This window comes from Lacrimispora amygdalina (assembly GCF_003432035.1).
In the GTDB taxonomy this organism is placed as follows: domain Bacteria; phylum Bacillota; class Clostridia; order Lachnospirales; family Lachnospiraceae; genus Lacrimispora; species Lacrimispora amygdalina.
Genome location: NZ_QOHO01000031.1, coordinates 32,475 through 58,444 on the forward strand (window position 1 = coordinate 32,475; position 25,970 = coordinate 58,444).

General features: G+C 42.2%; 21 protein-coding genes. 20 read left to right on the forward strand and 1 reads right to left on the reverse strand.

Features of this window, described 5'->3' with window-relative positions:
- Positions 1 to 42 precede the first annotated feature (42 nt).
- The 11 genes from DS742_RS11500 (at position 43) to DS742_RS11550 (ending at position 15,621) form a co-directional block, all read left to right on the forward strand.
- Positions 43 to 1,206 carry an ROK family transcriptional regulator gene (locus tag DS742_RS11500; RefSeq protein ID WP_117417155.1) on the forward strand — a complete coding sequence of 388 codons (1,164 nt, stop codon included), beginning with the start codon at positions 43 to 45 and terminating at the stop codon, positions 1,204 to 1,206.
- Between the two features lie 221 nt (positions 1,207 to 1,427).
- Positions 1,428 to 2,831, forward strand: a complete 1,404-nt coding sequence (locus tag DS742_RS11505) for a sulfatase family protein (RefSeq protein WP_170313435.1) — start codon at positions 1,428 to 1,430, stop codon at positions 2,829 to 2,831.
- Positions 2,832 to 2,999: 168 nt separating this feature from the next.
- The gene (locus DS742_RS11510) at positions 3,000 to 4,508 is read left to right on the forward strand and encodes a sugar ABC transporter ATP-binding protein (protein ID WP_117417157.1); all 1,509 of its coding nucleotides are present in this window, start codon (positions 3,000 to 3,002) and stop codon (positions 4,506 to 4,508) included.
- A 14-nt stretch (positions 4,509 to 4,522) separates the two neighbouring features.
- The gene (locus tag DS742_RS11515) at positions 4,523 to 5,482 is read left to right on the forward strand and encodes an ABC transporter permease (protein ID WP_117417158.1); all 960 of its coding nucleotides are present in this window, start codon (positions 4,523 to 4,525) and stop codon (positions 5,480 to 5,482) included.
- Positions 5,483 to 5,494: 12 nt separating this feature from the next.
- On the forward strand, positions 5,495 to 6,817 hold the full coding sequence (locus DS742_RS11520; protein ID WP_117417159.1) for a hypothetical protein: 1,323 nt from the start codon (positions 5,495 to 5,497) through the stop codon (positions 6,815 to 6,817).
- Between the two features lie 11 nt (positions 6,818 to 6,828).
- Positions 6,829 to 7,851, forward strand: coding sequence for an ABC transporter permease (locus DS742_RS11525; RefSeq protein ID WP_117417160.1), 1,023 nt, complete (start codon positions 6,829 to 6,831; stop codon positions 7,849 to 7,851).
- Between the two features lie 12 nt (positions 7,852 to 7,863).
- On the forward strand, positions 7,864 to 9,312 hold the full coding sequence (locus DS742_RS11530; RefSeq protein WP_117417161.1) for a sulfatase family protein: 1,449 nt from the start codon (positions 7,864 to 7,866) through the stop codon (positions 9,310 to 9,312).
- Positions 9,313 to 9,324: 12 nt separating this feature from the next.
- Positions 9,325 to 10,683 (forward strand): sulfatase family protein, encoded by a 1,359-nt coding sequence (locus DS742_RS11535; protein WP_117417162.1) that lies wholly within the window; start codon positions 9,325 to 9,327, stop codon positions 10,681 to 10,683.
- A gap of 137 nt (positions 10,684 to 10,820) precedes the next feature.
- Positions 10,821 to 12,584 carry a sensor histidine kinase gene (locus DS742_RS11540; protein ID WP_117417163.1) on the forward strand — a complete coding sequence of 588 codons (1,764 nt, stop codon included), beginning with the start codon at positions 10,821 to 10,823 and terminating at the stop codon, positions 12,582 to 12,584.
- On the forward strand, positions 12,581 to 14,158 hold the full coding sequence (locus DS742_RS11545) for a response regulator transcription factor (protein ID WP_117417164.1): 1,578 nt from the start codon (positions 12,581 to 12,583) through the stop codon (positions 14,156 to 14,158). The genes DS742_RS11540 and DS742_RS11545 overlap by 4 nt, the downstream gene beginning before the upstream one ends.
- Entirely contained in the window at positions 14,158 to 15,621 is a 1,464-nt protein-coding gene (locus tag DS742_RS11550) for an ABC transporter substrate-binding protein (RefSeq protein WP_117417165.1), read from the forward strand. Before DS742_RS11545 ends, DS742_RS11550 begins: the two co-directional genes overlap by 1 nt.
- A 48-nt stretch (positions 15,622 to 15,669) precedes the next feature.
- Here DS742_RS11550 and DS742_RS11555 read toward each other — a convergent pair whose 3' ends face one another.
- On the reverse strand, positions 15,670 to 16,611 hold the full coding sequence (locus DS742_RS11555; protein WP_117417166.1) for a LysR family transcriptional regulator: 942 nt from the start codon (positions 16,609 to 16,611) through the stop codon (positions 15,670 to 15,672).
- Between the two features lie 176 nt (positions 16,612 to 16,787).
- On the opposite strand from DS742_RS11555, the gene DS742_RS11560 reads away from it, so the two are divergent.
- The 9 genes from DS742_RS11560 to DS742_RS11600 all read left to right on the forward strand — a co-directional run bounded on the left by DS742_RS11560 (position 16,788) and on the right by DS742_RS11600 (position 25,927).
- Positions 16,788 to 19,085, forward strand: a complete 2,298-nt coding sequence (locus tag DS742_RS11560) for a hydratase (protein WP_117417167.1) — start codon at positions 16,788 to 16,790, stop codon at positions 19,083 to 19,085.
- A gap of 16 nt (positions 19,086 to 19,101) precedes the next feature.
- Complete coding sequence (gene citD, locus DS742_RS11565; protein WP_117417168.1) at positions 19,102 to 19,401, forward strand: citrate lyase acyl carrier protein; 300 nt, start codon at positions 19,102 to 19,104, stop codon at positions 19,399 to 19,401.
- Complete coding sequence (locus tag DS742_RS11570; RefSeq protein WP_117417169.1) at positions 19,398 to 20,300, forward strand: aldolase/citrate lyase family protein; 903 nt, start codon at positions 19,398 to 19,400, stop codon at positions 20,298 to 20,300. Before citD ends, DS742_RS11570 begins: the two co-directional genes overlap by 4 nt.
- Before the next feature lie 2 nt (positions 20,301 to 20,302).
- Positions 20,303 to 21,862, forward strand: a complete 1,560-nt coding sequence (citF, locus tag DS742_RS11575) for a citrate lyase subunit alpha (RefSeq protein WP_117417170.1) — start codon at positions 20,303 to 20,305, stop codon at positions 21,860 to 21,862.
- The gene (gene citG / locus DS742_RS11580) at positions 21,855 to 22,763 is read left to right on the forward strand and encodes a triphosphoribosyl-dephospho-CoA synthase CitG (protein WP_242996457.1); all 909 of its coding nucleotides are present in this window, start codon (positions 21,855 to 21,857) and stop codon (positions 22,761 to 22,763) included. Before citF ends, citG begins: the two co-directional genes overlap by 8 nt.
- A complete protein-coding gene (gene citC, locus DS742_RS11585; RefSeq protein WP_117417172.1) occupies positions 22,727 to 23,878 on the forward strand; it encodes a [citrate (pro-3S)-lyase] ligase in 1,152 nt (383 codons plus the stop codon). Before citG ends, citC begins: the two co-directional genes overlap by 37 nt.
- Positions 23,879 to 24,047: 169 nt before the next feature.
- On the forward strand, positions 24,048 to 24,407 hold the full coding sequence (locus DS742_RS11590) for a GntR family transcriptional regulator (protein ID WP_117417173.1): 360 nt from the start codon (positions 24,048 to 24,050) through the stop codon (positions 24,405 to 24,407).
- A 30-nt stretch (positions 24,408 to 24,437) separates the two neighbouring features.
- The gene (locus DS742_RS11595; protein ID WP_117417174.1) at positions 24,438 to 25,136 is read left to right on the forward strand and encodes an ABC transporter ATP-binding protein; all 699 of its coding nucleotides are present in this window, start codon (positions 24,438 to 24,440) and stop codon (positions 25,134 to 25,136) included.
- Positions 25,130 to 25,927 (forward strand): hypothetical protein, encoded by a 798-nt coding sequence (locus DS742_RS11600; RefSeq protein WP_117417175.1) that lies wholly within the window; start codon positions 25,130 to 25,132, stop codon positions 25,925 to 25,927. The genes DS742_RS11595 and DS742_RS11600 overlap by 7 nt, the downstream gene beginning before the upstream one ends.
- Positions 25,928 to 25,970 lie beyond the last annotated feature (43 nt).

The following is a 25,970-nucleotide window of genomic DNA, read 5'->3' on the forward strand; positions in this document are numbered from 1 at the left end:
AGATGTTAATAACAAATTGTTTCATGGCAAAGGAGATAAACGGTGCGGTTTTTAGAAGTAGAGAAAAAGGGATTGGCTCAGATAAAATCCCAGAATCGGGTTCGGATTTTCAGCGAAATCTTAAGGCAGCAGCCCATTTCCAGAACCCAATTGGAAACAGTTCTTTCCTTATCTCCGTCAACGGTTTCAAGAGTTGTGGAACAATTAATGAAAGCTGGAATTGTCAAAGAGTCCGGAACCGAACCAACAGCAATTGGAAGAAAACCGATTATGCTTTATATCAGAGAAGATGCATATTATGTAGTCGGGATAAGTATAACAAAGAAACGAATTGTATTTGTGCTGATGAATGTTCTGGGAGAGATAATTGAAAAAGTACAGTGGAGTACCATTGCCATCAGTAGAAGCGAAGAATTATTATCAACACTGGAACGCGGCATCGGCCAATTGCTTTTAACGTGCAGTATTGACCGGGAACAGCTTTTAACCATTGGCATTGCTGCCAGAGGACTGATTAGCAAAGAGACGGGAAGTATTCTTTATGCCATGGAAACCAGAGAATGGATACCGGTTAAGGAGTATTTAAATCAAATATTTGACTGCCCGGTCTATTTAGAAAACAATGTGGCGGCTGACTTAAAAGCCCAATATATGCAGGATAGTGTAATTGAAAACGCCATGGTTTATCTGTATATGGACGAGGGGATCGGCGGCAGTATCATTTATGATGGTAAGATTATTGATGGTCAGAGCAATATGGCTGCCAGATTTGGACATCTGACAGTTATTCCTGACGGAAAACTGTGCAGCTGTGGCAAAAGAGGTCATTTGGAAGCATACGTTACCAACAGTCTGCTGATCGAGGCATATAGACAGCTAACCCAGTCGTCCTGCAGCTCCGTTAAGGAGATATGTTTAGCAGCCAGTCAGGGAGAGGCAGACGCAAAGATAATTGTTGATGAAGCTTTAAAAAAACTGGCGTTTGCCATTTCTCAGATACTGGTAAACATCAATCCGGGAACCTTCGTTCTGTATGGCGAATTATTCGAACATTATCATGGAGTCATCGATACGTTAAAAGAAGAAATTGATAAGCTGGTCTTCGATGAGAAGCTTTACCAGATTAATTGGATCATCAGGAATGAACAGCAGGTTCAGGTGGAGCAAAGCATTGCAAAATTAGCTCTGGAATGGGTGCTGGCATAAGCGCAAAAAATTAGGCGGTAACGTTTTTTGATGAAATGGAGTGGAGTGTGTACAATATACATATTCTGCTCTTTTTTTGCTGCGTTATTAACGTATAATCAACATTATATAATTTCAAGTTGAAATTATATATGCAATATGTTAGAGTATGACTAACAAAGACAAGGCAAATGCAACATAAACAACACAAAAATTTCTGGCAACAAAAAAGGAGAATGGCTATGAATCTTTTATATTTAAACACTCATGATATAGGCAGATACTTAAATATCTACGGATATGATGTAGAAACTCCGAATCTAAACCAGCTGGCAAAAGATGGGATGCTGCTTCGCAACATGCATTGTGCCAGTCCCACCTGTTCGCCAAGCAGGGCAGTACTGCTGACCGGACAATATCCACACAATAACGGATTAACTGGTTTGGCTCACAGAGGATTTGATATTACAGACAAAAAGACACATTTGGCAGCTTTTTTAAGACAGCAGGGGTATGAAACTGTTCTGGCAGGAGTGCAGCATGAGATCAGAACAAGGTCAGAGTCCGAGCTTGGCTATGAAAAGGTACTGAATGGCGAAGCTTATTATCAAAAAGGAATTCGCCAGGAAGAGTTTCTGACAATGCAGGATGAGATGGCAACAGAGGCTGCAGTTGTTTACCTACAGTCCAGAAAAACGACAGACCGGCCATTTTACTTAGCCGTGGGTTATGGCTGTACCCATAGGGAATATCCCGATCTGCCCCAGGAATATAACTGCAGCTATATTATGCCGCCTAAGGGAGTGCCGGATCAGGCAGGATCGAGGCAGGATATGGCCAGATTAAAAATAGCCCTGGAGCGTATGGATCGGTATTGTGGAAAAATTATTGAGACATTAAAGGCCATTGGGGAATATGAGAATACGGTGATTGTATTTACTACCGACCATGGACTGCCAATTCCCAAGGCAAAGTGCACATTGTATGATGATGGTACCGGTGTTGCGATGATTATCAAAGCGCCTGGAATAACAAAACCATGCCAGAGTTCAGATGCTTTGTTATCCCAGATTGACTTTTATCCGACTCTTTGTGAAATTCTGTCCCTGCCGCAGCCGGAATGGCTTCAGGGGGTATCTTTTCTGCCTGTTCTAAACCAGACATCATCAGAAGTGCGCAATGAAATATACGGCGAAATTAATTATCATATTGCCTGCGAACCGGTTCGGTCAGTGCGGACCAGCCGTTATAAGTACATACGTCATTATCTGGCTGAATATCCATATCAGATCCCATGCCACATTGATGACAGTGAACCGAAAGAAATCTTTCATCAGGCTGGTATTTTTGAACAGAAACTGCCAATGGAAGAATTATACGATTTAGTGGGTGATCCGCAGGAACGGAATAATCTTGCAGAATGTCCGGAATATCAAAAGCAGAAAAATGAAATGCAGAATCTATTACTGGATTGGCAGGTTAAAACCGGGGATCCTTTATTAGAAACCGGAACCGTTTGCCTTCCGGCAGGGGCTATTGCCAGTACGCCGGATTCCTACAGCACCAAAACACAGGTAATACTGCCGGAATGCAGACAATATTTAGGAGCTTTAAAAGAGGTACTTCAAAATAATATAAAAGGCTAAGCCTGTCATTGTTCGAAAAGAGCAAAATAAAAAGTTGTAATTTCGATAAGGAATTATAACTTTTTTATTTCTGACCTGAAATTCTAAAATAATGTTCGTTTATTTGGGAGAAGTGAAAGAAAAAATCAATTACAATGTGTTTATATCAAATGGAGAGAGGTCAGAACAATGAGAGAGAAAGGTGAAGTTGTATTAGAAGTCAGGAATATGTGTAAGAACTTCGGATCAACCATAGCCCTTAACCATGTAGATTTTCAAATCAGGAAAGGAGAAATACGAGGGTTAATAGGGGAGAATGGAAGCGGTAAATCAACCGTTTCATCAATTATTGCAGGAATGCAGCCAGCTACGGATGGAGAGATGTTTTACCATGGAAATCCATGGAAACCAAAGACAATGTTAGAAGCAGCAAAGGCCGGAATCGGTATGATTGTCCAGGAAGCCGGAACAATCGAAAATATAACAGTAGCCGAGAATATTTTTCTGGGGAATGCGGCTGGTTTTTTAAAGGGACCCTTTGTCAACAGGAAGGCAATGACAAAGGCTGCCGAGAAAGCATTGACAGATTGCGGAATTGATTATATCAATGCGTCCTATCCCACCAGACTGCTGGATATGCAAAAGCGTAAACTGATTGAGATTGCAAAGGTAATGTCTTTGGATCCTGAGATATTGATTGTAGATGAAACCACGACTGCCCTGTCCCAGCGCGGCAGAGATATATTGTATAAAATTATGCACCGCCTGGCAGATGCGGGTAAGTCGGTATTGATTATTTCCCATGATATGGAAGAAATGATGACCCATTGTGACGTTCTCACAATTTTACGTGACGGTGAGATTATCGATAATCTGGAAAAAGAAGATTTTGAGGACAGTAAAATCAAAAAGCTGATGGTAGGACGTGATATTCAGGGTAATTATTACCGGAATGACAACGATACCTGCAGCGATGAAATCGTCTTAAAAGCAAACTATATTACTACCTTGAATGATCTGATGTGTTTTAACCTGGAGTTACATAAAGGTGAGATTCTTGGTATCGGCGGTTTGTCAGACTGCGGCATGCATGCTTTAGGACGTGCCCTCTATGGTCTGGACGAGATAATTGACGGTGAAGTAATTCTCACTGAAACTAACACGGTTGTAAAGGACAGTATTATTGCTTTTCAGCATGGTATGGGGTATGTTTCCAAAAACCGGGATTCGGAATCTCTGGAACTTATGGCACCCGTCAAAGAAAACATTCAAAGCACCGGCTATTGGAAGAACATCTGGAAAAAGCCCCTGATCGATTTTAAGAAAGAGAAAAAGTATGTAACAGACCAAGTGGAAAATCTGTCAATAAAATGCCGCAATATAAATCAGCCGGTCCGGTTTCTATCAGGCGGCAATAAGCAGAAAGTGGTATTTGGAAAGTGGATAGCCGCTGATTCCAGCATATTGATTCTTGACTGTCCTACCAGAGGTGTTGATGTTGGAGTGAAAGCTGCCATGTATCAGTTGATGTATGAAATGAAAAAACAGGGAAAAGCGATTATTATGATCAGTGAAGAGTTACCGGAACTGATTGGCATGAGTGACCGGCTGCTGATTATGCGGGATGGTGCAGTCAGCGGCGAATTTTACCGCAAAGATGGTTTAAATGAGCATGACCTGATTAATTACATGATTTAAGGGAGGAAATTCAAGTGAAACAATTAACAAAAATAAAGGAAAACCGTTATTTCATGGAAGTGTTTCCTTTTGCCATTTTATTTCTTCTACTGCTTGTGTTTGGGTTAGGCACAGGAGGACGCTTCTTTGCAAAAGCAAATATAACCGGAATTTTTAATCAGGCACTCATAACCGCAACAGCCACCATTGGTATTGCATTTATCTATACCACCGGCAATCTGGATATCTCGATCGGAGCGGTTATTGCCCTGGCAGCAACGGTGGGCGGAAAAATCTATCTGGCAACAGAAAATACAGTAATTATGATTCTGGTAACACTCCTGATCTGTCTGGCTCTGATGGCATGGAATTCCACTTTGTCAGTCAGCTTACATATTAAAACAACCACTGCCGCAATTGTTATGATGCAGATTTATAAGGCAATACAGGAATCTCTGGTAGGTGCTGTAGATTTAACTGTACCTTTTGCCATATGCTCGGCATTGGAAAAGAGCGCATTCCGGATGGTGACTCTGCTGTTGTATCTGGTTCTGGCAATTGTGATTTACAATTTCACACCATTTGGCAGAGCAGTTCGCTTCATTGGCGGAAATGAAAACTGTGCCACCCAGAGCGGCTTAAGAAAGTCAACTTATATCCGCTTAAGTTTCCTGATTGCAGGAGTCGGGGTAGGCTTGTCGGCCGTTTACACGATTATCCGTGTAGGAACGATTACTACATCTACAGCCGGAAGTATGGGTATGGATGTAATGCTGGCAACCGTACTGGGAGGAATGTCAATTTTTGGCGGTGACCGTTCCAAATGCTACGCAGGTGTGTTGGGAGCAATAACGGTAGTAGTGTTAAACAAGGGGCTTCTGATGATGGGAGTGGATAACTCACTCGTACAGGGGATCCGGGGAATTTTATTCCTTTTGTTAGTGTATTTAAACAGCGAAAGACCAGATGTATTACCAACCAGAAAACAATTTTAGGAGGAATGAAGAATGAAAAGAAGAGTATTGGCAATTGCAATGGCATTTACCATGATGGCTGCAGGTCTGGCAGGATGCAAAAGCGCATCGGAAGAGGCTGTGGCTGAGCCAACCACTACAGCTGCAGGCAGCACAGCAGCGGGTGAAAGTACGGCTGCTAACACAACTCAGGCTGCAAACTACGATCATGCTACTGACCACGAAACGTTTAAAATCGGGCTGGCTTTTGGAGATATGTCCAATGAAAACCTGGAACGGATTGATTACCTTAAAAATTATATAGCTCCAAAATACAATGTAGAATTTATTGTTTCGGAGGCACTGGATTCAGCCGAGGCAGAACTTAATTTTATTGAAAATGCGCAAATTTCCGGAGCCAAGGGCATCCTCAGTTTCTCACCTACTTACTGGGAACAGGCCGGAAATAAATGCCAGGAGCTGGGTATCTATTATGCAGTTCAAAGAACAGCTAACACCTCAAGCATTGACGGATTGGAATATTTCTGCGGTGGTTTTGGTTCCCAGCAGTCATCTACGGCTGCCCAGATGAAAATAGCAGCTGAAAATTTCCTTGGCGACGGCCAAAAACACGGCATTTTGATTCCAACTCTGCTGGCTTGTAAAAATAATGAGGCTCATCGTCTCAACGCAACCGCGATTATGGAAGCAGTTGAGGAAGCGTATGATTTAAAATTCACCAAGCCGATTGATGAACTGGTAGTTGCCGGTGAACCTACAATGGCAGAAAACGATAAAGGGATTGATGTTTATCTGTATCCGGGAGAGATGAAAAACGAAGATGTAATCACGGGTATTTCGGCAGCGTTATTAACTGGAAAATATGATGTAGTAATGGGTGCCGGCAATACTTATACACAGTTATCACAGATTATTGATGAAGCAGAACGGTCATTTAACAAAAACATTATGGTGGCATCTGTTGGTGAATTATCCGAATCTTTACATACTGCAATGAATACGGATGACTGTACTGGTAATAAGGCATTGGATTTTGCTGTAGTAAAGTCAACAACGGTAATTGCCGGCGAAGGCTTTGCAATTTTGATGAATGGTCTGTTAGGGGATTCTGATGTTCTGAAGCCAGATGGCAAGGCAATGAAATTCCAGGCATTAAACTGGGGCTGTGACGGACCGCAGCAATTGGCTGAAATTGAACAGCTGGACCAGGATGAATCCACTTATGTATTTAATTCCGATATGATTGATAAGATGATTAAAAAGACGAATCCCAGTCTTACCAATGAGGAAATACACACCATGTTAGGTGATTTAACTTTGTATAATTGCTTAAAGATGTTGGGGCTTACCCAATAAAGGAGACTGCCATGAATAAGAGCGCACTTAGATTGAATATTAAAAATGCCATCTGTTCCTTATGTGTACCGGTAGGGATATATCTGATTATGGAAATTATCGCCCGGATGGTAACTGGAGCAGGAGTTATTAATAATATGGCAGATTTGAAGAATCTGGCTCGAACCTTCGCCTCTTTGTTTTGTATTGCACTGGCTCTCAGCTGCAATCTGCCAGCTGGAAGAATGGATTTCTCACTTGGCTCCCAGATGATTCTGGCGGTAATATTTGGAGGTAATATTGCTTTAAGCCTGGGAATGGGAGGAATCGGTACATTAGTTATCAGTATCTTATTTGGTGTGATTGCCGGTTTCCTGGTTGGTGTGGCATTTGTAAAAACCAGAATTATTCCCATGATTCTTGGTATGGGAATGGCCCTGATCTATGAATGTATTTCATTCTCAGCATTTGGATCAAAAGGGCTGCAGACATTCGGAAACAGTAAGCTGGCAATTTTATCGAACGTAACTTTTATATCCATCGTAGTGCTGCTGGTAACTTTGGTAATGGGATATTTATTCCTGATGTCACCATTTGGCTATAACCGCAAAGCAATTCAGGGAAATCAGAGGATTGCCATGAACTCAGGAATTAATATTTTCTCTAATTGTATAATCTGTTATACCATAGCAGGCGGTCTGGTCGCTATCGCCGGAATCTTCGACACCGTTTTCAAAGGTAATCTGGCACCGGTTTTAGGTATGGATTCCCGCGCTACGGTTATGGGTAATATGTTTGCGGTTATGCTTGGAATGACTCTGGCACGCTTCAGCAATTCTGTAGTCGGTATTTTAATGGCTGTATTGTCAATTAAAATTTTAACTCTCGGTCTCTCCAAGCTGGCTTTAGACAACAGCGTACAGACCTTAGTCATCTATTTTCTCTTCCTGATCCTGATGATCTACCGTATGAATGAAAATGAGATCAAGGCATGGAAAAAGAAGAAAATAAGAATAGCAGAGGCAAAACGAATACGAGCAAAAATGGCAGAGTAATAGGAGAAAATCATGAAAAAAACCGATATATTAATATATTTGAGCGATCAGCACAGCCCCATCTTTTCCGGATGGGGTGCTGTGCCGGTTGAGACGCCGAATTTAGACAGACTAAGGGAAGACGGGACTAATTTTACAGAGAGTTATACCTCCTGTCCACTGTGTGTTCCGGCCAGAATGTCAATGTTGTCAGCAAAGCTGCCTTCTAAAACAGGGGTATATTCAAATTTTGATACCCTGGCAGATATGACACCCACATTTTTACATCCCTTTGCAGCTGCAGGGTATGAGACTGTGTTAATTGGACGGATGCATTTTATTGGTCAGGATCAAAGGCATGGTTTTACAAAACGTCTGGTGGGGGATATCACACCAGTCACATGGAACCGGCCAGGTGAATCATTGGCTCAGGAGCGAGGGGTATTTAAGGACTGTTTTATGGATACCTGCTGTACGGATGTAATAGGCGGCGGAGAATCACCGGTGCTTCATTATGATGAGGCGGTGGTGGACGCAGCTCTTGAGTATCTGTCACAGGAGCATGAAAAGCCTCAGCTGATTGTTGTTGGTACCTATGGCCCCCATTACCCGTATGTGGCGCCAAAAGAATTGTATCTGAAATATTTAAATCGTGTAACCGTACCTGACAGCTTTGAAACGGATATGCCGATGAACCGGCTGCTGGAAAAAAAGAAAAAAGAACGTTCCTTTGATGCGGACAGTGCCAGGCAGGCGCTTGCAGCTTATTGCGGAATGATTGAGCATATGGATGGACAGATCGGCAGGGTAAGGGCTGCATTTAACGATTATTCCAAACGTTCCAATCAGTCTTCCATATTCTGCTATCTGTCAGATCATGGCGATCAGGTTGGAGAAAACCGTTTATATGGAAAGCAGACATTTTTTGAAAAGTCGGCGAAGATTCCGTTACTGTTTGCCGGAGATGGCATTGGTTGTGCACGAAGCGTGGATGCACCCGTCAGCATTATGGATTTAGGACCAACGATGTGTGAACTGGCCGGGGTGGAATTTCCCGTTGAAACAGATGGGACCAGTCTTGCGAAAGTCCTGACAAAAGCGGAAGAGCCGGACTATGAGCGGGCAGTTATCAGTCAGTTTATGGCAGGTGATCTCAATGAAAGATCCTATGGAATCATGGTAAGAAAGAATCATTATAAGTATATTACCTATCATGGCTATGAGGATGAAGATATGCTGTTTGATCTTGCCAGAGATTCCAATGAAAAGACCAATTTAAATCATAGTAATCCTGAACTTTCCAGTGAACTGAGAAGTATTGCCCTGACGTTTGCAGATCCAAAACAACAAGAAAAGTCCTTCGTGGAGCATTGGCATATGCACAAATGGATGATGGCATGGGAAAAAGAAACCGGTATGAACGATGGGGAGCGATGGAGCCAAAATCCAGCTTCAGCCAGAGATTTGCCTGAAGTAAGATAGGAGCTTAATTTTATGGATAGAAAAAATATTTTATTTTTAGTGGCGGATGATATGAATTATAATTCTCTTGGTGCTTTTGGCTGCCCGGTGGAGGACATCAGTCCTAATCTGGACAGACTTGCAGCAGAGGGGCTGTTATTGGAACGGGCTCATGTAACAGCTGCAATCTGCATGCCATCGAGAGAGTGCCTGTTAACAGGAAAATATCCTCATCGAAACGGTGCACCAGGATTTGATCCCATTGCTGCAGATGTGACTACCTTAACGGAATACCTACATAAATATGGCTACATAAATGGTATTTGCGGGAAAGAAGAGCACTGTAAGCCGATTGAAAAATTTGAGTGGGATTATATGGGAGATGTATTCAATGCGAAACATCTCTATGGCAGAGCACCTTATATTTATTATCAAAAGGCAAAAGAGTTTTTTGATAAATCAAAAACAGAAAATGCGCCGTTCTTCTTTATGGCTAATTCTCACGATCCGCACCGTCCCTTTGCCGGCAGCGATCAGGAATTAAAGAAATACGGGTATCATACTTATGCTTCCCGCTATTATACACCGGAGGAAGTAGCCGTACCTGGTTTCCTTCCTGATATACCTGAGGTCAGAAAAGAAGCTGCTGAATATTTTTCCAGTGTACATCGCTGCGATGAAACAATGGGAATGGTACTAAAAGCATTAAAGGAATCGGGGATGTATGACGATACTATTATTGTATTTTTAAGTGATAACGGGATGGCATTTCCTTTTGCTAAAACAAACTGTTATTTAAACAGCAATCGTACTCCTATGATTGTCAGGGCCCCCGGTGTAACAAAAGCTGGGGAAAGAGATACGGCTCACTTCGTTTCAGGAATTGATTTTATGCCAACAATGCTGGAGCTGCTGGAACTGCCCATTCCGGAAGATATGGATGGCCGTTCTTACGCAGGGATACTGAAGGGGCATAAGGAGTCTGGATGGGAAGATGTTTATACTCAGATTACGTCAACAGCCAGGCATGATTTATATCCCATGCGGGCAATTCAGGATGCAGAGTATGCTTACATATTCAATGAATGGTCAGATGGCAGTTATCAGTTCATGAATGAATCGAAAATGGGGCGGACGTATCAGGCAATGGTGAACGAAGCAAAAAACGATGAGACCGTTGCCGCCCGTGTCCAGATGTATGATTATCGGAAAAAAGAAGAATTATATGATTTAAGGAGGGATCCGGATGCCTTGGAAAATTTAATTGACAAACCGCAATATCAGGAAACCGTGAATCTCTATCGTCAGAAGATGTTAAGATACATGGAAAACACCAGGGATGACATTATATTGCAATATAAGAAAGCCGTACCGGATCTTAACCATATTTAAGTTAGTATTATCGAAAAAAACAGCTTCAGTTTCAGAAAAGAAACTGTTTATAGAAAGAGGGCAAACTGGATTGATATATCGTTTGTCCCTTTTTGTAATGTAATTACATCTGATGCAAAGTGAGGACGGGAACGTGTATGAATGTTTTTGGCATTCTAAAACTGCTGGATAAGCACAAAAGGAAGAGGGGACGCCGGATATCACTGAAAAATTTGATTCCGGGATTGTTTTTAGGTATTATGATTCCATTGGCGATGATACTGGTCATTTATTCCAGTTATATTGCCCGCAGCGTGGAGGTTTCTTCCAGTCAGTCTTCAAGGAGCCAGTTGGAAATATTTAAAAGTCATATGGAGAGTACGATGAAGGCAACGGAGCGGGTTATGTCCGGAATGGTATCAGGAAACGCCCAGTTTCAAAGCTTTTCTGTGGAACTGATGCTCAATGACATGTACAATCGGTCTTATAATGTACAAGAGATTTTAAAGTCGAATCTGACTGCCAACCAGAATCTGTATACAATGGCTGTCTACAGTCCGGTAAATAACTGGTATACCGGCGAATACAATTCTTATTATGAGATTACGTCTTCTCAGCGCATTAAGGCTCAGAAAAATCTGGAAGCGGAGATTAAAAGACTGGTTAATCAGGGAGATTTTGATTTATCCAAGTGGTTTTTCCATTCGATTGGCGGAAGAGATTATCTCCTGCGGGGAATGAATTACCGTACTGTTTACTGTATTGCTGTAATCGATTTAGATCGTCTGAATACCATTGCTGTATTGGACTACCGGATGAATGGAACCTTGATATTTGGCGAAGGGGAAACGATGGTCTATCCGAATCTGGAACTTGGGCTGGCACCTGGTGAAATCCTGAAAGCTGGTGACAGTTATCTGATCACAGGGACTGCCAAAAAATATCTTGTTGTTTCTGATCAGGCAGGATATATTACGTTGATTTACGCAAGACCTTATGATGGGATTTTAAATGAAATGAACCTGTTTCATATTATTGTTATTCTCTGTGCCGTAATGGCGGTTGTGGCAGTTCCTTTTGTTTCAATCTGGCTGTGGGAACTGGTGGTCAATCCCATTTCTCACCTTACAAATACCATTGAAGCCATTCGAAACGGCGATTTATCTGCTCATGTGGATACGTATGCAGTGGAGGAATTTTGTCAGGTTAATGATATGTTTAACCAGATGATTGATGAGATTTCAGAATTGAAAATTGCCTCATATGAAAAAGAGCTGGAAAAGCAGAACACCGAATATCAACTGCTGCAATCCCAGATCCGTCCTCATTTCTATCTTAACTGTTTAAAGAATATATACGGTATGGCAGAGTCCGGAAAAAACAAGGAGATCCAGCAGACCATTTTACATTTGTCAAGTTACCTGCGTTATATTTTTACAATCACAAAAGATTATGTTCCACTGCAGAAAGAATTGGAGGTGTGCAAGAATTACACTGACTTATTTTCATTAAACCAGCATCAGAGTATTGAATTTTCCATTACTTATGATGCTGTGCTTACCAATATACCAATTCCGCCAGTCAGTCTGTTAACCTTTATAGAAAATAGTATTCATTATGGTTTTGTTTCAGGCCAGAAGCTGAAGCTGGTGCTTAAAGTAAGCCGGATTGTTACAGCTGAAAGGGTTCTGATACACATAACGGTTGGGGACAATGGTCCGGGATTTGAGCAATCCGTTATAAACAGCATCGATAAAGAAGAAATAATGGTTGATGGGAAAGGGAAAAAACATGTTGGTATTTATAATGTGCTGAAGCGTTTCCGGCTGTGCTACGGAGATGATTTTGCAGCTGCATTCCGCAACCGGGAAGGGGCTCTGGTTGAACTGTTTTTTCCATATACGGAAGGGGAAGAATTATGAAATTATTGATTGTGGATGATCAATACCGTGTAGCAGAGGGGCTGCAATGGGGAATTAACTGGCAAACGATTGGTGTTGACCAGGTTTATACTGCGCTTAGTGCATATCAGGCTAAGGATATCATTCAGCAGGAAGAGATTAAAATCATACTTTGTGATATTGAAATGCCTGGAGAAAATGGAATTGAACTGATCCGCTGGGTGAAGAGACATTACCCGCATATCTCCTGTATTGTGCTGACTGCTCATGCTGACTTTTCTTATGCTCAGGAAGCATTGAAATTAGCCTGTACAGATTATATTTTACAGCCGGCTTCCTATCCGGTGATTGAAGAAAGTGTCCGGCGGGCAGTTCAGGAATTATGTGCAACAGCTAAGAAAAAAGAACTGGAACAAATGGGAGATGAATATAAAAAGCAGGAAAAAAATCTGATTCGAAACAGTATAAGAAATTATCTGACTGGTGTCGTAAGCAGTAGTCAGTTTTTTAAGCTTCAGGAAAAGGGAAAAGTTCCCGCAATGGAGCAGACCGTATATTTATTACTGATACAGATTATCCGCTGGAACAGTACAGAAGTATGGCAGCCAAGACTGCTGTCAGATACAATGGAAAACATTGCAGCTGAGACATTTGAGCAGAATCACCTGCAGGTGATCTCTTTTGTTTCAGATTATCCGTGCTTCGGGATGGTGATATGGGGGGATATATTGCCGGATGAGGATACGATGGATTGCAGGCTGCAATTTATCAACAGCTTTTACCAGCAGTTTTTCAAATGTGAAACTGCTATTTATATGGTGACACCATCGCCGTTTCAGGACCTGGAAAAAACCTGGCATAATCTGATTAACTACCGTGATGACAATGTTTCTTTATCCAATGGTGTTTATACTGGTCCTCGAAAAACTGATAAAGGAATTTCCAGCCGGGTTCCTGAGGTACGCAGATGGTCAGGGTTATTAAAAGAAGGACATGCCCAGGCTGTTGCAGAGGATGCCGGTAAGTGTCTGGATCGTCTGGTTGAAAGCGGAGTTATGAACCGTAATACACTTCGGGAATTTTATCAGGATTTTTTACAGGCTGTTTATTATGCATCCCAGAATGGAGAGGGGTTTTTTAAGAAACTGTTTTCTACAGAGGAGGAATTTCAGCTTTATCTGGACGGAATGAGAAGCGTGGAGCATATGAAAGCTCTGATTGGATATGTAGTCAGACGCTTTGACCAAAATCTGGAGGAGACGGTACCAGAGGATCTGATAGAAAAGGTGGTAAATTATATTACTGACCATATGGAGGAGCAGATTATGCGGGATGATATTGCCCACCATATTCATTTAAATCCTGATTATCTGACCCGGATCTTTAAAAGGGAAACGGGAATGACTTTAAAAGAATTTATTATTAAGACTAAAATGAAAGAAGCACAGATGTTAATTGAATCAACACGGCTGCCAATCAGTCTGATTGCGGCTAAAGTTGGATACACCAATTTTTCTCATTTTTCTTATAGCTATAAGAAAATTATGGGGATAACGCCGCAGGAAAAACGGCGGGGCGAAGCCGAGGAGGAGTAATGGGGAAAAAGGCAGCAGTAATGGCAGCAGTTGTTTTATTAAGTCTTACAGGCCTGGCGGCCTGCCGTGGGCAAAAGGGGATGGAAGCCAGAGAATATCCAACCATCACAATCTGTTCTGTTCATACGGCATCTGCTGAGGCAAATCAGCGGATATCAGAAGAAATCAGCCGGATAACCAGAGAGAAAGCAGGTTGTAACGTTAAGATTATCGGCTATAAGATGAATGACTATGAGGATGAACTGACGGTGCTGTATCATTCAAGACAAATGCCGGATGCATTTGCAGCTTTTGAATTAGATTCTTATGAACGGTGGATCAGTATGGGGGCTGTAATCGGAATTAATAATCTGCTGAAACCTTATAAAGACAACCTTAGCTCCTATATCCGTGACAAAGAGTGGCTGATCGCATATTTAAATGACGAAATCTATGGGATTCCATCCTGTACTTCTGACAGTAAATGTATGGGGTTTGTATTTCGCCGTGATATTGCTGAGACACTGGGGATTGACTGGCGTTCCATTAAAACCATGGACCAGCTTCATGAAATGCTGCTGGCAGTAAAGGAACATTATCCGGATATGAATATAATAGTCCCCCATGGCGGCAGGATTATCCCACGTATGATCCAGGACCGGCTGGGGAATAACATTGGAGTTTTAGTGGATAAAGGCAAAGACAACAGTGTGGTTGAAAACTTTTATAAGTCTGAATATTTTTATAACCTGTGTCTACAGATGCGGGAATGGAACCAGCAGGGGCTGTTTATGGAGAAAGCCTATTTGGGAAAGGAAGACAGACAGAGTTATCTGGCTCAGGGAGATTCTTTTGGCAGTTTTCTAAATCTTTCAGAGATATCCATTTTTAACATAGCCCGCTATGTAGAATATCCGATGGCTGCTGTTCAGCTGGCTCCCCGGATCGCTGACTCAGACAGCTGTAATATGATCTGGTGTATCAGCCGTGACAGTAAAAATCCGGAACTGGCGATGAAGGTGCTGAATCTGATGTATACAGATGTGGAAATATCCCGTTTACTGGCATATGGACAGGAAGGCATCGATTATGAATTTGCCGGTGCAGGATATGTAAAACCAGCAGATAACCCGGATTACTCACCCGCTGAGCAATGGACTTCCAAGGTGTGGAGCTGGCCGGTGGGAGTTAAAATTGAACAATGGCAGGAAGAGGATGGGTTATTGGATCATGTGGTGTTCTGGGACGAACCAGTTAAGGATTCCCCAGCTCTGGGTTTTTTGTTTGACGTATCTGAAGTAAGGGTGGAGGTTGATGCCTGCCAATATATTATTGACAAATATGAGAATGCTCTTCTGTGTGGTGAACTATGGCCTAAAACCGGAATTGAATCTTTTAATCAGGAACTGGAGACGGCGGGAATTGACCGGGTAATCGCCGAGAAGCAGAGGCAGCTTAATGCTTTCATGGAAAAAAATAGATAGATGGAACATATCATGTCTGGAAATACCCGGAACATGATATGTTCTGATTCATAAATATACAACTTCATTGCAGAAGCTTTTTCTTACCAGTGAAATTAAGTACTGGTCAGCCCGGGATAAAAATCCGCCGTTTAACGATGTAATACACAGATCCCAGTTCGGGCTGTATTTTTCATCAATGGACAGCAGAGTGGGGGGATTTTTAAGCTGTGTGATTCTTGCATAGTCATCCGGAAGAAGAGTTACTCCAAGTCCCTGGCCTGCCAGTCCAAAAGCAGTTTCGTAATTTTTCAGTGTGAGGAGAATATTAGGCTGGGTTATCCCGGCCTTATTTAAGATTGTATCCGTCACCTGGCGGATTCGCTGCTGCTTATGCACCATAATAAAAGGCTCATTCTTCAGCAATTTTAAATCCAGTACCGGATAAGGATAGCCTTCTTTTTTTATGGCTTTTTTTACAAGGGGATGAGAGCCTTCTAGTGCGATTATAAAAGGATCCCTTGACAGAATTTCATTATAGAGCTGGGGATTTGACAGTTCCTTCGGGGCATGAAGAATAGCAAAATCCAGCTCCCCTGCCAAAAGCCTGGACTCCAAATTGGCTGTAATCTCTTCACAAATGGAAAGTTCAATCTGCGGACAGTTTTTTTTGAATTCTGGAAGCACAGCAGGAAGAATAATTGTGCTTAAATGATTGGTGATACCCATCTGAATCCGTCCTGTTTTTAAATTATTAATATCACTGACTTCCGTCTCAAAATCATCGTAGATTTTTAAAATTTTACACGCCACCTGATAATACCGTTCTCCGGCATAGGTTAAAGTCAAACCTGCAGAAGTTCTGTTAAAAAGCTTGGTAGCCAGTGAGTCTTCAATTCTCTGAAGTGACTGACTGAGTGATGGCTGTGCAATAAATAGTTTCTTGGCCGCCTGGGAAATGCTTTTTTCATCGGCTACTGTCTTTACATATAAAAGTTCTCGGCTGGTCATGGTTACTCCTTCTTACAGTTAATGCTTGTACTAACAGTATAATGCAATATCCGGGAAAAGAAAAGTTTTAAATAGATAAAACCTATAAGAGTTATAAGGTACATGGTATTTGCCTATATAGCGGAACGGTTATATAGTAAAAGCATAAATACTTTCATAACTCAGGAGGGTTTCACATGGTAAAGTTATACGAAGGCGGAGTCTATCTTATAAATGGTACTAAGATTGTTCCGGAGGCAGATCTTGAAAAGACAGTTTCTTCCACTGCTAAGACAGTAAATAAAGAGGAGGCAAAAAAAGGCACCATTGCCTATTCTATATTAGAGGCACATAACACCTCCGGTGATATGTCCCATCTAAAGTTGAAATTTGATGCCATGGCATCTCACGATATTACATTTGTAGGTATTGTACAGACCGCAAAGGCATCCGGAATGGAAAAATTCCCGATTCCCTACGTACTGACGAACTGCCACAATTCTTTGTGCGCAGTTGGCGGTACGATCAATGAGGATGATCACATGTTCGGACTTTCTGCCGCAAAAAAATACGGCGGAATCTATGTACCGCCTCATATTGCAGTCATTCACCAGTACATGAGAGAGATGCATGCCGGCTGCAAAAGCATGATATTAGGATCCGATTCCCACACCCGCTATGGAGCTCTTGGAACCATGGCAATCGGAGAAGGCGGCGGAGAACTGGTAAAACAGCTTTTATGTGATACTTACGATGTAGCTTATCCGGGAGTCGTAGCGATCTATCTTACCGGTAAGCCCCAGCCTGGTGTGGGTCCCCAGGATATTGCCCTTGCAATCATCGGTGCTGTATTTAAAAAGGGATATGTTAAAAATAAAGTTATGGAGTTTGTGGGACCTGGCATTGCATCCATGAGTACGGATTTCAGAAACGGCATTGATGTTATGACAACAGAAACCACCTGCTTAACCTCAATATGGAAAACAGATGAAGATACCAGACAGTTCCTTGCCCTCCACGGAAGAGAAGATGCGTATGAAGAACTAAGTCCGGCAGATACGGCATATTATGACGGCTGTGTATATGTGGATTTAAGCACAGTGAAACCAATGATTGCCCTTCCGTTCCATCCAAGTAATACCTATGAAATAGACGAACTGAATGACAATCTCTCTGATATCCTGAGAGAAGTAGAAAAGGAAGCATTAAGAATCAGTGACGGGCGCGCTTCCTTCTCGTTAACGGATAAAATTGTGAATGGAACGCTTATGGTTCAGCAGGGTGTGATTGCCGGCTGTGCGGGCGGTAATTACACAAATGTTGTGGAAGCGGCAAATGTATTAAAAGGAAAAACCTGCGGAAACGGAGAATTTTCTCTTGCTGTTTATCCCTCCTCCCAGCCCGTATTTATTGATCTTGTAAGAAAAGGTATGATAGAAACACTGATGGAAGCAGGGGCGGTCATCCGTACAGCATTCTGCGGTCCCTGTTTCGGAGCGGGAGATACTCCATGCAATAATGGTCTCAGCATACGGCACACCACCAGAAACTTCCCCAACAGAGAAGGCTCCAAGCCCGGCAACGGACAGATGTCTGCAGTTGCATTAATGGATGCCCGTTCCATTGCTGCTACGGCGGCAAACGGGGGAATTCTGACCTCTGCAGCAAAATTTGACTGCTGGAATCAGATTCCGGATTATCACTTTGATAAAGCGGTTTACGACAAGCGGGTCTATTACGGTTATGAAAAAGGGGAAAGCACACAAGAACTGGCATATGGCCCAAATATCAAGGATTGGCCGGAAATGAGCGCACTTACTGACAACATCCTCTTAAAGGTCTGCTCAAAGATCATGGATGAGGTGACAACAACAGACGAACTGATTCCATCCGGGGAAACCTCCTCTTACCGCTCCAATCCCCTTGGCCTTGCAGAATTTACATTATCCAGAAGAGATCCCATGTATGTGGAAAGAACCAAAGAAGTGGCCCGTCTGGAAAAAGCAAGAATAAATGGAGAAAATGTATTTTCTGCTGAACCAGAGCTGGAGCACGTATTTAAGGTAATCCGTTCTTCCTTTAAGGATTTAACCGTTAATCCGGAAGAGACAGAAATCGGAAGCATGATTTATGCAGTAAAACCAGGTGACGGCTCGGCCAGAGAGCAGGCAGCCAGCTGTCAGAGAGTGATTGGTGGATTAGCGAATATTACGAAAGAGTATGCAACGAAAAGATACCGTTCCAATGTAATGAACTGGGGAATGATTCCGTTCCAGATGAAGGAAGAACCGGATTTTGAAGTGGGAGATTATATTTTTGTACCAGGAATCAGAAACATTCTGGATGGTGATTTAACTAATATTCAGGCATACAAAATTAACAGAGAAAATGTATCCCCAATGACACTTACCATCGCAGATATGACAAAGGACGAGCGTGAAATCGTGAAAGCCGGATGTCTGATCAATTTTAATAAAAACAGAAACAAAAGATAAATCAGGAGGAACTGTCATGCAGATTTTAAAACCGGCTATGGCTGGAACACTGGAATCCAGTGATGCCCAGGTAACGGTCGAGCCTGGAGACGGAGTCATTGAATTCCATTTACAAAGTTCTGTCATCAACCAGTATGGAAACCAGATTAAAAAGGTGGTTTACGAGACGCTTAACAATTTAGATATTCATGATGTGAAGATTACAGTCGTTGATAAGGGTGCACTTGACTGTACAATAAAAGCGAGAGTGGAAGGGGCTGTTTTCAGAGCTGCCGATGTATACGAAGATCTTCCATGGGGAGGTGCAATCCGATGATACATCCTGAAAAAAAGAGACTGAGAAGAAGCATGATGTTCTTAAACTGCCAGAAGCCCGGACTGATTAAGGATCCCTATATCTATAAACCGGATTCCATGATTCTTGACCTGGAAGATGCCGTAGCAGAAAATCAAAAGGATGCTGCCCGTTTTTCTTTATTCCATGCGCTGCGGGAAATTGATTACCATGGAGTGGAACGCGTCGTCCGCATCAATGGTCTGGATACAGGTTTCTGGAAGGAAGACATTATGGCCGCAGTCGCAGGCGGCTGTGATGCAATCCGGATACCAAAGACAGAACGCCCGGAAGATGTCAGACTGGTGGAAGAAGTGATTGAGCTGGCAGAAACCAGATTTGACCGTCCCATCGGATCCGTTCTGATTATGGCGGCTCTGGAGTCTGCAAGAGGCATTATGAAAGCGCTGGATATATGCGAATCCTCTGAACGATTATTAGGGGTTGCACTTTCAGGAGGAGATTATACAAAAGATCTTCAGACACATATTACCGGCACAGGCGTGGAACTGATGGGTGCCAGACAGAATATGCTTATTGCCGCAAGAGCTGCAAAAGTACAGTGTTTTGATACGGTTTACACCAACCTTGATGACATGGAAGGCTTTCGTAAGGATGTAGAAACCATTCATCTCATGGGATTTGATGGAAAATCCATCATAAATCCAAGACAGATCCAGATTGTACATGATATTTTCACCCCATCTGAGAAAGATATTATTTTTGCGGAAAAGGTTGTAAAGGAAATCGACGATAAAAAGAAAAAAGGAATCGGTGTATTTACTGTTGACGGAAAGATGATTGACATCGCATTCTACGATGGCGCAATGCGCACAATTTCACTTGCAAAAGCATCCGGAGTTTATAAGGGGGATTTATAAAGATGATAAACGCGGTTGGAAGAGATATACCGGAAGAAATTTTAAAAATAACCGGAAAAGAAGTGTTTCAGGGAAATCATTACAGGGACGGCTATACATACAAAAAAAACGGTCCTGAAACCAAATGTGTGATCAATAACACCGAAAGCAAGCTTGTAGACAATATTCGCCAGGTCCTGGTTAAGTGCGGGATCAGGGATGGAATGACACTGAGCTTCCATCATCATTTCCGCGAGGGTGATTATATTATTAACATGGTCATGGAAGAAGTCTATAAAATGGGAATAAAGGACATCACGATTTGTGCCAGTTCACTGGGAAAAGCACACGATCCTATCGTTCCTTATATTGAGGAAGGAGTAATTACAGAGATTCAGTCCTCAGGCGTACGCGGGAAGATCGGAGAAGCAATATCAGCAGGAAAATTAAAAGGCCTTGCCGTCATGCGTTCCCATGGAGGACGTGTAAGAGCCATTGAATCCGGAGAAACCAAAATTGATATTGCATTTATCGGAACCCCCACCTGTGATGATTACGGCAACTGCCGCGGAATCGGCGGAAAAAATGACTGCGGTGTTCTTTCTTATGCAGTTGTGGATGCGGATTATGCAGATAAGGTGGTTGCGATTACAGACTGTCTGGTGCCATTTCCCAATTTTCCTGCGCACATCAGCATGACAAAGGTGGATTACGTTGTTGTTGTGGATGAAATCGGTGATTCTAAGAAAATAGCAACTGGAGCAGCAAAGCCGACAACCGATATGAGAAAACTCATGATGGCGGAATATTGTACCCAATTTGTTACCCATGCACCTTACTTTAAAGATGGGTTCTCCTATCAGACGGGAGTTGGAGGTGCTTCTATCGCATCTACCATATCTCTTGCAAAAATTATGAAGGAGAAAAATGTCCGGATGCGCTTCGGTGTCGGCGGACTTACAAAACCCATGTGCGATCTGCTGGTTAATGGCCAGGTGGACTGTCTGCTGGATACACAGGATTTTGATCTTGCGGCGGTTGAATCCGTAAAGGATTTAAAACATTTCCGGATCTCTGCCGGAGAATATGCAAACCCGTTTAATAAAGGCGCTGTTGTAAATAAACTGGACTTTGTTATTTTAGCTGCCCTTGAGGTAGATGTTAATTTCAACTGTAACGTAGTGGTGGACTCAAATGGTATGATTACCGGTGCACAGGGCGGACATCCCGATACGGCAGCAGGCGCGAAATGCAGTATCGTGATCGTTCCTCTTCTTCAGGGCAGAACGCCGGCTGTGTGCAGCGAAGTGACGACTGTAACAACTCCCGGTGAGAGCATTGATGTAGTTGTAACTGATTACGGGATTGCCATTAATCCGCAGAGAAAAGATCTTATTGCATGTATGAAGGGTGTGGATCTTCCGTTTAAAACAATCGAACAATTACGGGATATTGCTTATTCCATAGCAGGAGAACCCCAGAAGGTTCCGTTTGGTGACAGGGTGGTAGGAATCATTGAAAGCCGGGATGGTACGATTATGGATGTTGTCCGGCAGGTGAAACCATTTGAATTCAGTGAATAAATCTGAAATTTTAATCGGACAGCTGGCAGCAAAGGCTTTACTGGAAGAGGTCTTTACGGCTCCAAAGCCAGGGCTTGTGGACCCTTATTCCACTGGTGCCCACAAAGATATGAATCTTCATACATTCAGGGAAAGCACCAAAGCCATAACACCCTATTTTGTCAAAATGGCTCTCCAGGGGATTTCCATGTACGAAGAACCGGAAAATCTCTTTCCTGTTATCCGCCTGGTCGGATTGGAAGCGGAACAGGCGATGTATCAGGCAACGGACGGGGTTAATACCCATAAAGGAGCCATTTTTACTTTAGGGATTTTCAGTGCCGCCGCCGGAGTCTGCTGCCGGAAGCTGTGCTGTGTTACATCCGATGCGTTATTGGAAACAGAGCAGAGAATGGTCAGAACAATTCTTCTGTCCGAGCTGGAACAGCTGAAAAGCAGTGCTCCGAAAAGCAGCGGAGAGCGCAATCTTTTTCAATACGGCTCCAAAGGAATCAGAGGAGAAGCTGCTAAAGGATATCCATCTATAAGAAATTACGGGCTTCCTGTCTTGCGGGAGGGAATTAACTCCGGCCAGGACTGGAATCTGGTTAAGATCCAGGTACTTATGACACTTATGAGCAGCGTAGAGGATGGTAATATCCTGGCCCGGACCGGCCTGGAAGGATTAAAAGAGGTTCAGACAACCGCCCGTACTTTTTTGAAAAACGGAGGTGCCTATGCCCCCGGAGCGGAAAAAAAGCTCCAGTCACTGGATTCGTATTTTACAGAAAAAAATTACAGCAGCGGTGGATGTGCTGATCTGCTGGCAGCCACTATTTTCATAAACAGTCTGATTGAAACATTGAAAGATAAGGAGGAATTCCAATGCAGGAAGGAAAGTTATTCAACGGAAAAGAATTAGTACAACTGAAAAATTTTCTGGAATTCATGGGTCTTAACTATGACGAGGGTATTGAACACAGTGTGTGCCTTTTCAATGATGATTCTGAGATTATTGCTACCGGCTCCGTGGACCAGAATGTACTCAAATGCATTGCAATTCATCCGGACTATCAGGGGCAGGGGCTTGCAGGAACACTGGTGTCTGAGCTTATTCAGTACCAGTATGAACATGGACGCACTCACATCCTTTTGTATACAAAGCCGATTAATGAAGTCATGTTTTCAGATCTGGGCTTTTATACCATTATTAAAACTTCCACAGTACTGTTTATGGAGAACAAGGTACGGGGCTTTACTTCATGGCAGAAAAGCCTGACAGAAGAAACACCGGTTTATGCATTAAATTCCAAAGCTGACATCGGCTGCATTGTGGCTAATTGCAATCCCTTTACACTGGGGCACCGGTATCTGATTGAAGAGAGCTTAAAGCAGTGTGATTATCTGCATTTATTTGTTCTCTCTGACAAAAGGAGCTTTTATCCCCCTGACTTAAGGTATCAGATGGTAAAAGCAGGTGTCCTGGATTTACCCAGGGTAATTCTCCATAAGACATCGGATTATATTGTATCTGCAGCCACCTTTCCTACTTATTTTATGAAAGAGAAGAGTGTGGCCCGGAAGGCAAACTGTGAACTGGATCTGGAATTATTCGGGCGTCTCATCGCTCCCCGGCTTTTTATCAGAAAACGGTTTGTGGGAACAGAACCCACCTGTAAAGTCACCGCTTTTTATAATCAATCTATGAAAACGCTGCTTCCTGATTTTGGAATTGATGTGATAGAAATTGAGAGAAAACAGGCAGCAGGGACCGTCATCAGCGCCTCAATCGTGAGAGACTGCATCAAGGCCGGCAATTATGAGGCGGTCAGGAGTCTCATACCAGAGAATGTTTTAAATTATGTACTGATGAAAGGAGGTGGGTCTATGTACGAGTCACAGAAAACAGGCAGTTTAAAAAAGATTTTTGGTCCTTATATCAATTCGTCAATATCCAGTGAAGATTCCAGTAAGGAAAAGAGTGAGAAAGAGCAGGCTCTTTTTGAAATGGTTGACGATTATATCGAACAGGCTTAATTTTATAAATTCCGTATGTATAGGGCTGCTGCTCCAGTGAATAATTAATTTACCGGAGCAGCAGCCCTGTTTTTTATGAAAAAATGGTTGACAAAAATATAATATAGCTGTATTATTGTATTAAGCAATTAGTACAGTAATACAATATGATGTGGAGGAGGAATAGAAAATGTCATGGGAGCTAAAGAATGACCGCCCTATCTATATTCAATTAATTGAACAAATTCATTTCCGGATCATATCCGGAGAGTATGTATCCGGTTCCAAGCTGCCAAGTGTCAGGGATTTAGCCGCAGAAGCTTCCGTTAACCCCAATACGATGCAGAAGGCACTCTCTGAACTGGAACACAGCGGTTTGCTGGTTACGAATCGTACCAGCGGCCGATTTATTACGGAGGATCAGTCGATGATACAAAAAATGAAGCTGGATTTAGCGAAAGAGCAACTGGAAAACTTTTTAAAACAATTAAAAAAACTTGGTTTCAGTGACGAAGAGGTGAAAACGTTTATCCTCGAATCTGTCCGGTAAACCGTAATTCATATATGGGAGGTAATCAGTATGAATCCATTACTTGAATGTAATGCATTAAGCAAACGTTACGGCAGTGTAACTGCTTTGTCTGACATCAATTTAACATTGGAAAGAGGTAAAATTATAGGTCTTCTTGGCCCCAACGGAAGCGGAAAAACCACATTAATCAAGCTCATCAACGGACTGCTGGTTCCAACAAAAGGCCAGCTTTTGATCAATGGAACAGCGCCTGGTACAGAAACCAAAAGAACAGTATCCTATCTTCCCGATAAGACCTATTTAAATAATTGGATGAAAGTGAAAAATCTGTTGGACTTTTTTGAAGATTTTTACGATAATTTTGATAAAAAACGGGCCTATGATATGTTGGAGAAGCTTCATATTAATCCAAATGACCATTTAAAGACTATGTCAAAAGGCACAAAGGAAAAAGTACAGCTTATTCTTGTTATGAGCCGTAATGCTGACCTTTATGTACTGGATGAGCCAATCGGAGGTGTAGATCCTGCTTCCAGGGATTATATTCTGGATACCATTATCAGCAATTACAATGAAAATTCTACTGTCCTGATTTCCACACACCTGATTGCAGATATTGAAAATGTACTGGACGAAGTGATTTTCATACAGAATGGCCGCATCCTGCTTCAATCCTCTGTGGATGATATCCGTGTAAAAGAAGGAAAATCGGTTGATTCTTATTTCAGGGAGGTATTCAAATGTTAGGAAAATTAATTAGACATGAACTAAAGGCGACTGCACGCTATTTTTTACCACTGTTTTTAATCGCAATTGTGCTGACACCAATCACCAGATTTACCCTCTGGATAGGAAACTACCCTCCAATTTTACAATTTATCCCTACGGTAATTGTTTTTATATATGTGGCCTCATTGATCGTAGTTGCCAGTGCAAGTATCTTACTGATTATATATCGTTTTTACAGGAGTATGGTAACGGAGGAAGGTTATTTAATGCATACCCTGCCGGTTTCTACAGAGAGTCATATATTTTCAAAGCTGACAGTCGCCAGTATATGGACCATCAGCAGCTGGCTGGTAATCTTCTTATCTATATGCGGTATGTTTTTTACACAGGAACGTTTTTCCACTGTAACCCAAAAAATATCCTATGTCTGGTACCAGATTCAGACTACGGTAAACAGCTCCCTGCTGGTCCTGTTTATAATAGAGATTGTTTTTTTGTTATTACTGGGCGTATTTACGGCACCTTTAATTTATTATGCTTCCATAGCCATCGGTCAGGTGATCAGTAAAAATAAAATTTTAGGTTCCATTATTGGATATTTCATTATCCAGATTGTCTCCCAAATCGTTGGTGTCATTATAATGGTTCCCCTTGGTTTTTATGGTGACAGGATCAGCGATACAGCAAATTCCCTGGGATTTTTTGCGAATTTCTTTTTCCCGTTTACGATTCTGTTTGCTGTTATTACTCAATTAATCCTTTTCGGGATCACTGATTATATATTTAAAAAGAAACTCAATCTGGAGTAGTGTTTCAAATTATGTATTTTTTTATGAAAGAAGGCATTGATTC

Excerpts from the sequence above, each read along its gene's own strand:
- DS742_RS11505 (WP_170313435.1), top strand. The coding sequence starts at position 1,428 with ATGAATCTTTTATATTTAAACACTCATGATATAGGCAGATACTTAAAT.
- DS742_RS11510 (WP_117417157.1), top strand. The coding sequence starts at position 3,000 with ATGAGAGAGAAAGGTGAAGTTGTATTAGAAGTCAGGAATATGTGTAAG.
- DS742_RS11520 (WP_117417159.1), top strand. The coding sequence starts at position 5,495 with ATGAAAAGAAGAGTATTGGCAATTGCAATGGCATTTACCATGATGGCT.
- DS742_RS11525 (WP_117417160.1), top strand. The coding sequence starts at position 6,829 with ATGAATAAGAGCGCACTTAGATTGAATATTAAAAATGCCATCTGTTCC.
- DS742_RS11530 (WP_117417161.1), top strand. The coding sequence starts at position 7,864 with ATGAAAAAAACCGATATATTAATATATTTGAGCGATCAGCACAGCCCC.
- DS742_RS11535 (WP_117417162.1), top strand. The coding sequence starts at position 9,325 with ATGGATAGAAAAAATATTTTATTTTTAGTGGCGGATGATATGAATTAT.
- DS742_RS11540 (WP_117417163.1), top strand. The coding sequence starts at position 10,821 with ATGAATGTTTTTGGCATTCTAAAACTGCTGGATAAGCACAAAAGGAAG.
- DS742_RS11545 (WP_117417164.1), top strand. The coding sequence starts at position 12,581 with ATGAAATTATTGATTGTGGATGATCAATACCGTGTAGCAGAGGGGCTG.
- DS742_RS11550 (WP_117417165.1), top strand. The coding sequence starts at position 14,158 with ATGGGGAAAAAGGCAGCAGTAATGGCAGCAGTTGTTTTATTAAGTCTT.
- DS742_RS11555 (WP_117417166.1), bottom strand. The coding sequence starts at position 16,611 with ATGACCAGCCGAGAACTTTTATATGTAAAGACAGTAGCCGATGAAAAA.
- DS742_RS11560 (WP_117417167.1), top strand. The coding sequence starts at position 16,788 with ATGGTAAAGTTATACGAAGGCGGAGTCTATCTTATAAATGGTACTAAG.
- citD (WP_117417168.1), top strand. The coding sequence starts at position 19,102 with ATGCAGATTTTAAAACCGGCTATGGCTGGAACACTGGAATCCAGTGAT.
- DS742_RS11570 (WP_117417169.1), top strand. The coding sequence starts at position 19,398 with ATGATACATCCTGAAAAAAAGAGACTGAGAAGAAGCATGATGTTCTTA.
- citF (WP_117417170.1), top strand. The coding sequence starts at position 20,303 with ATGATAAACGCGGTTGGAAGAGATATACCGGAAGAAATTTTAAAAATA.
- citC (WP_117417172.1), top strand. The coding sequence starts at position 22,727 with ATGCAGGAAGGAAAGTTATTCAACGGAAAAGAATTAGTACAACTGAAA.
- DS742_RS11590 (WP_117417173.1), top strand. The coding sequence starts at position 24,048 with ATGTCATGGGAGCTAAAGAATGACCGCCCTATCTATATTCAATTAATT.
- DS742_RS11595 (WP_117417174.1), top strand. The coding sequence starts at position 24,438 with ATGAATCCATTACTTGAATGTAATGCATTAAGCAAACGTTACGGCAGT.
- DS742_RS11600 (WP_117417175.1), top strand. The coding sequence starts at position 25,130 with ATGTTAGGAAAATTAATTAGACATGAACTAAAGGCGACTGCACGCTAT.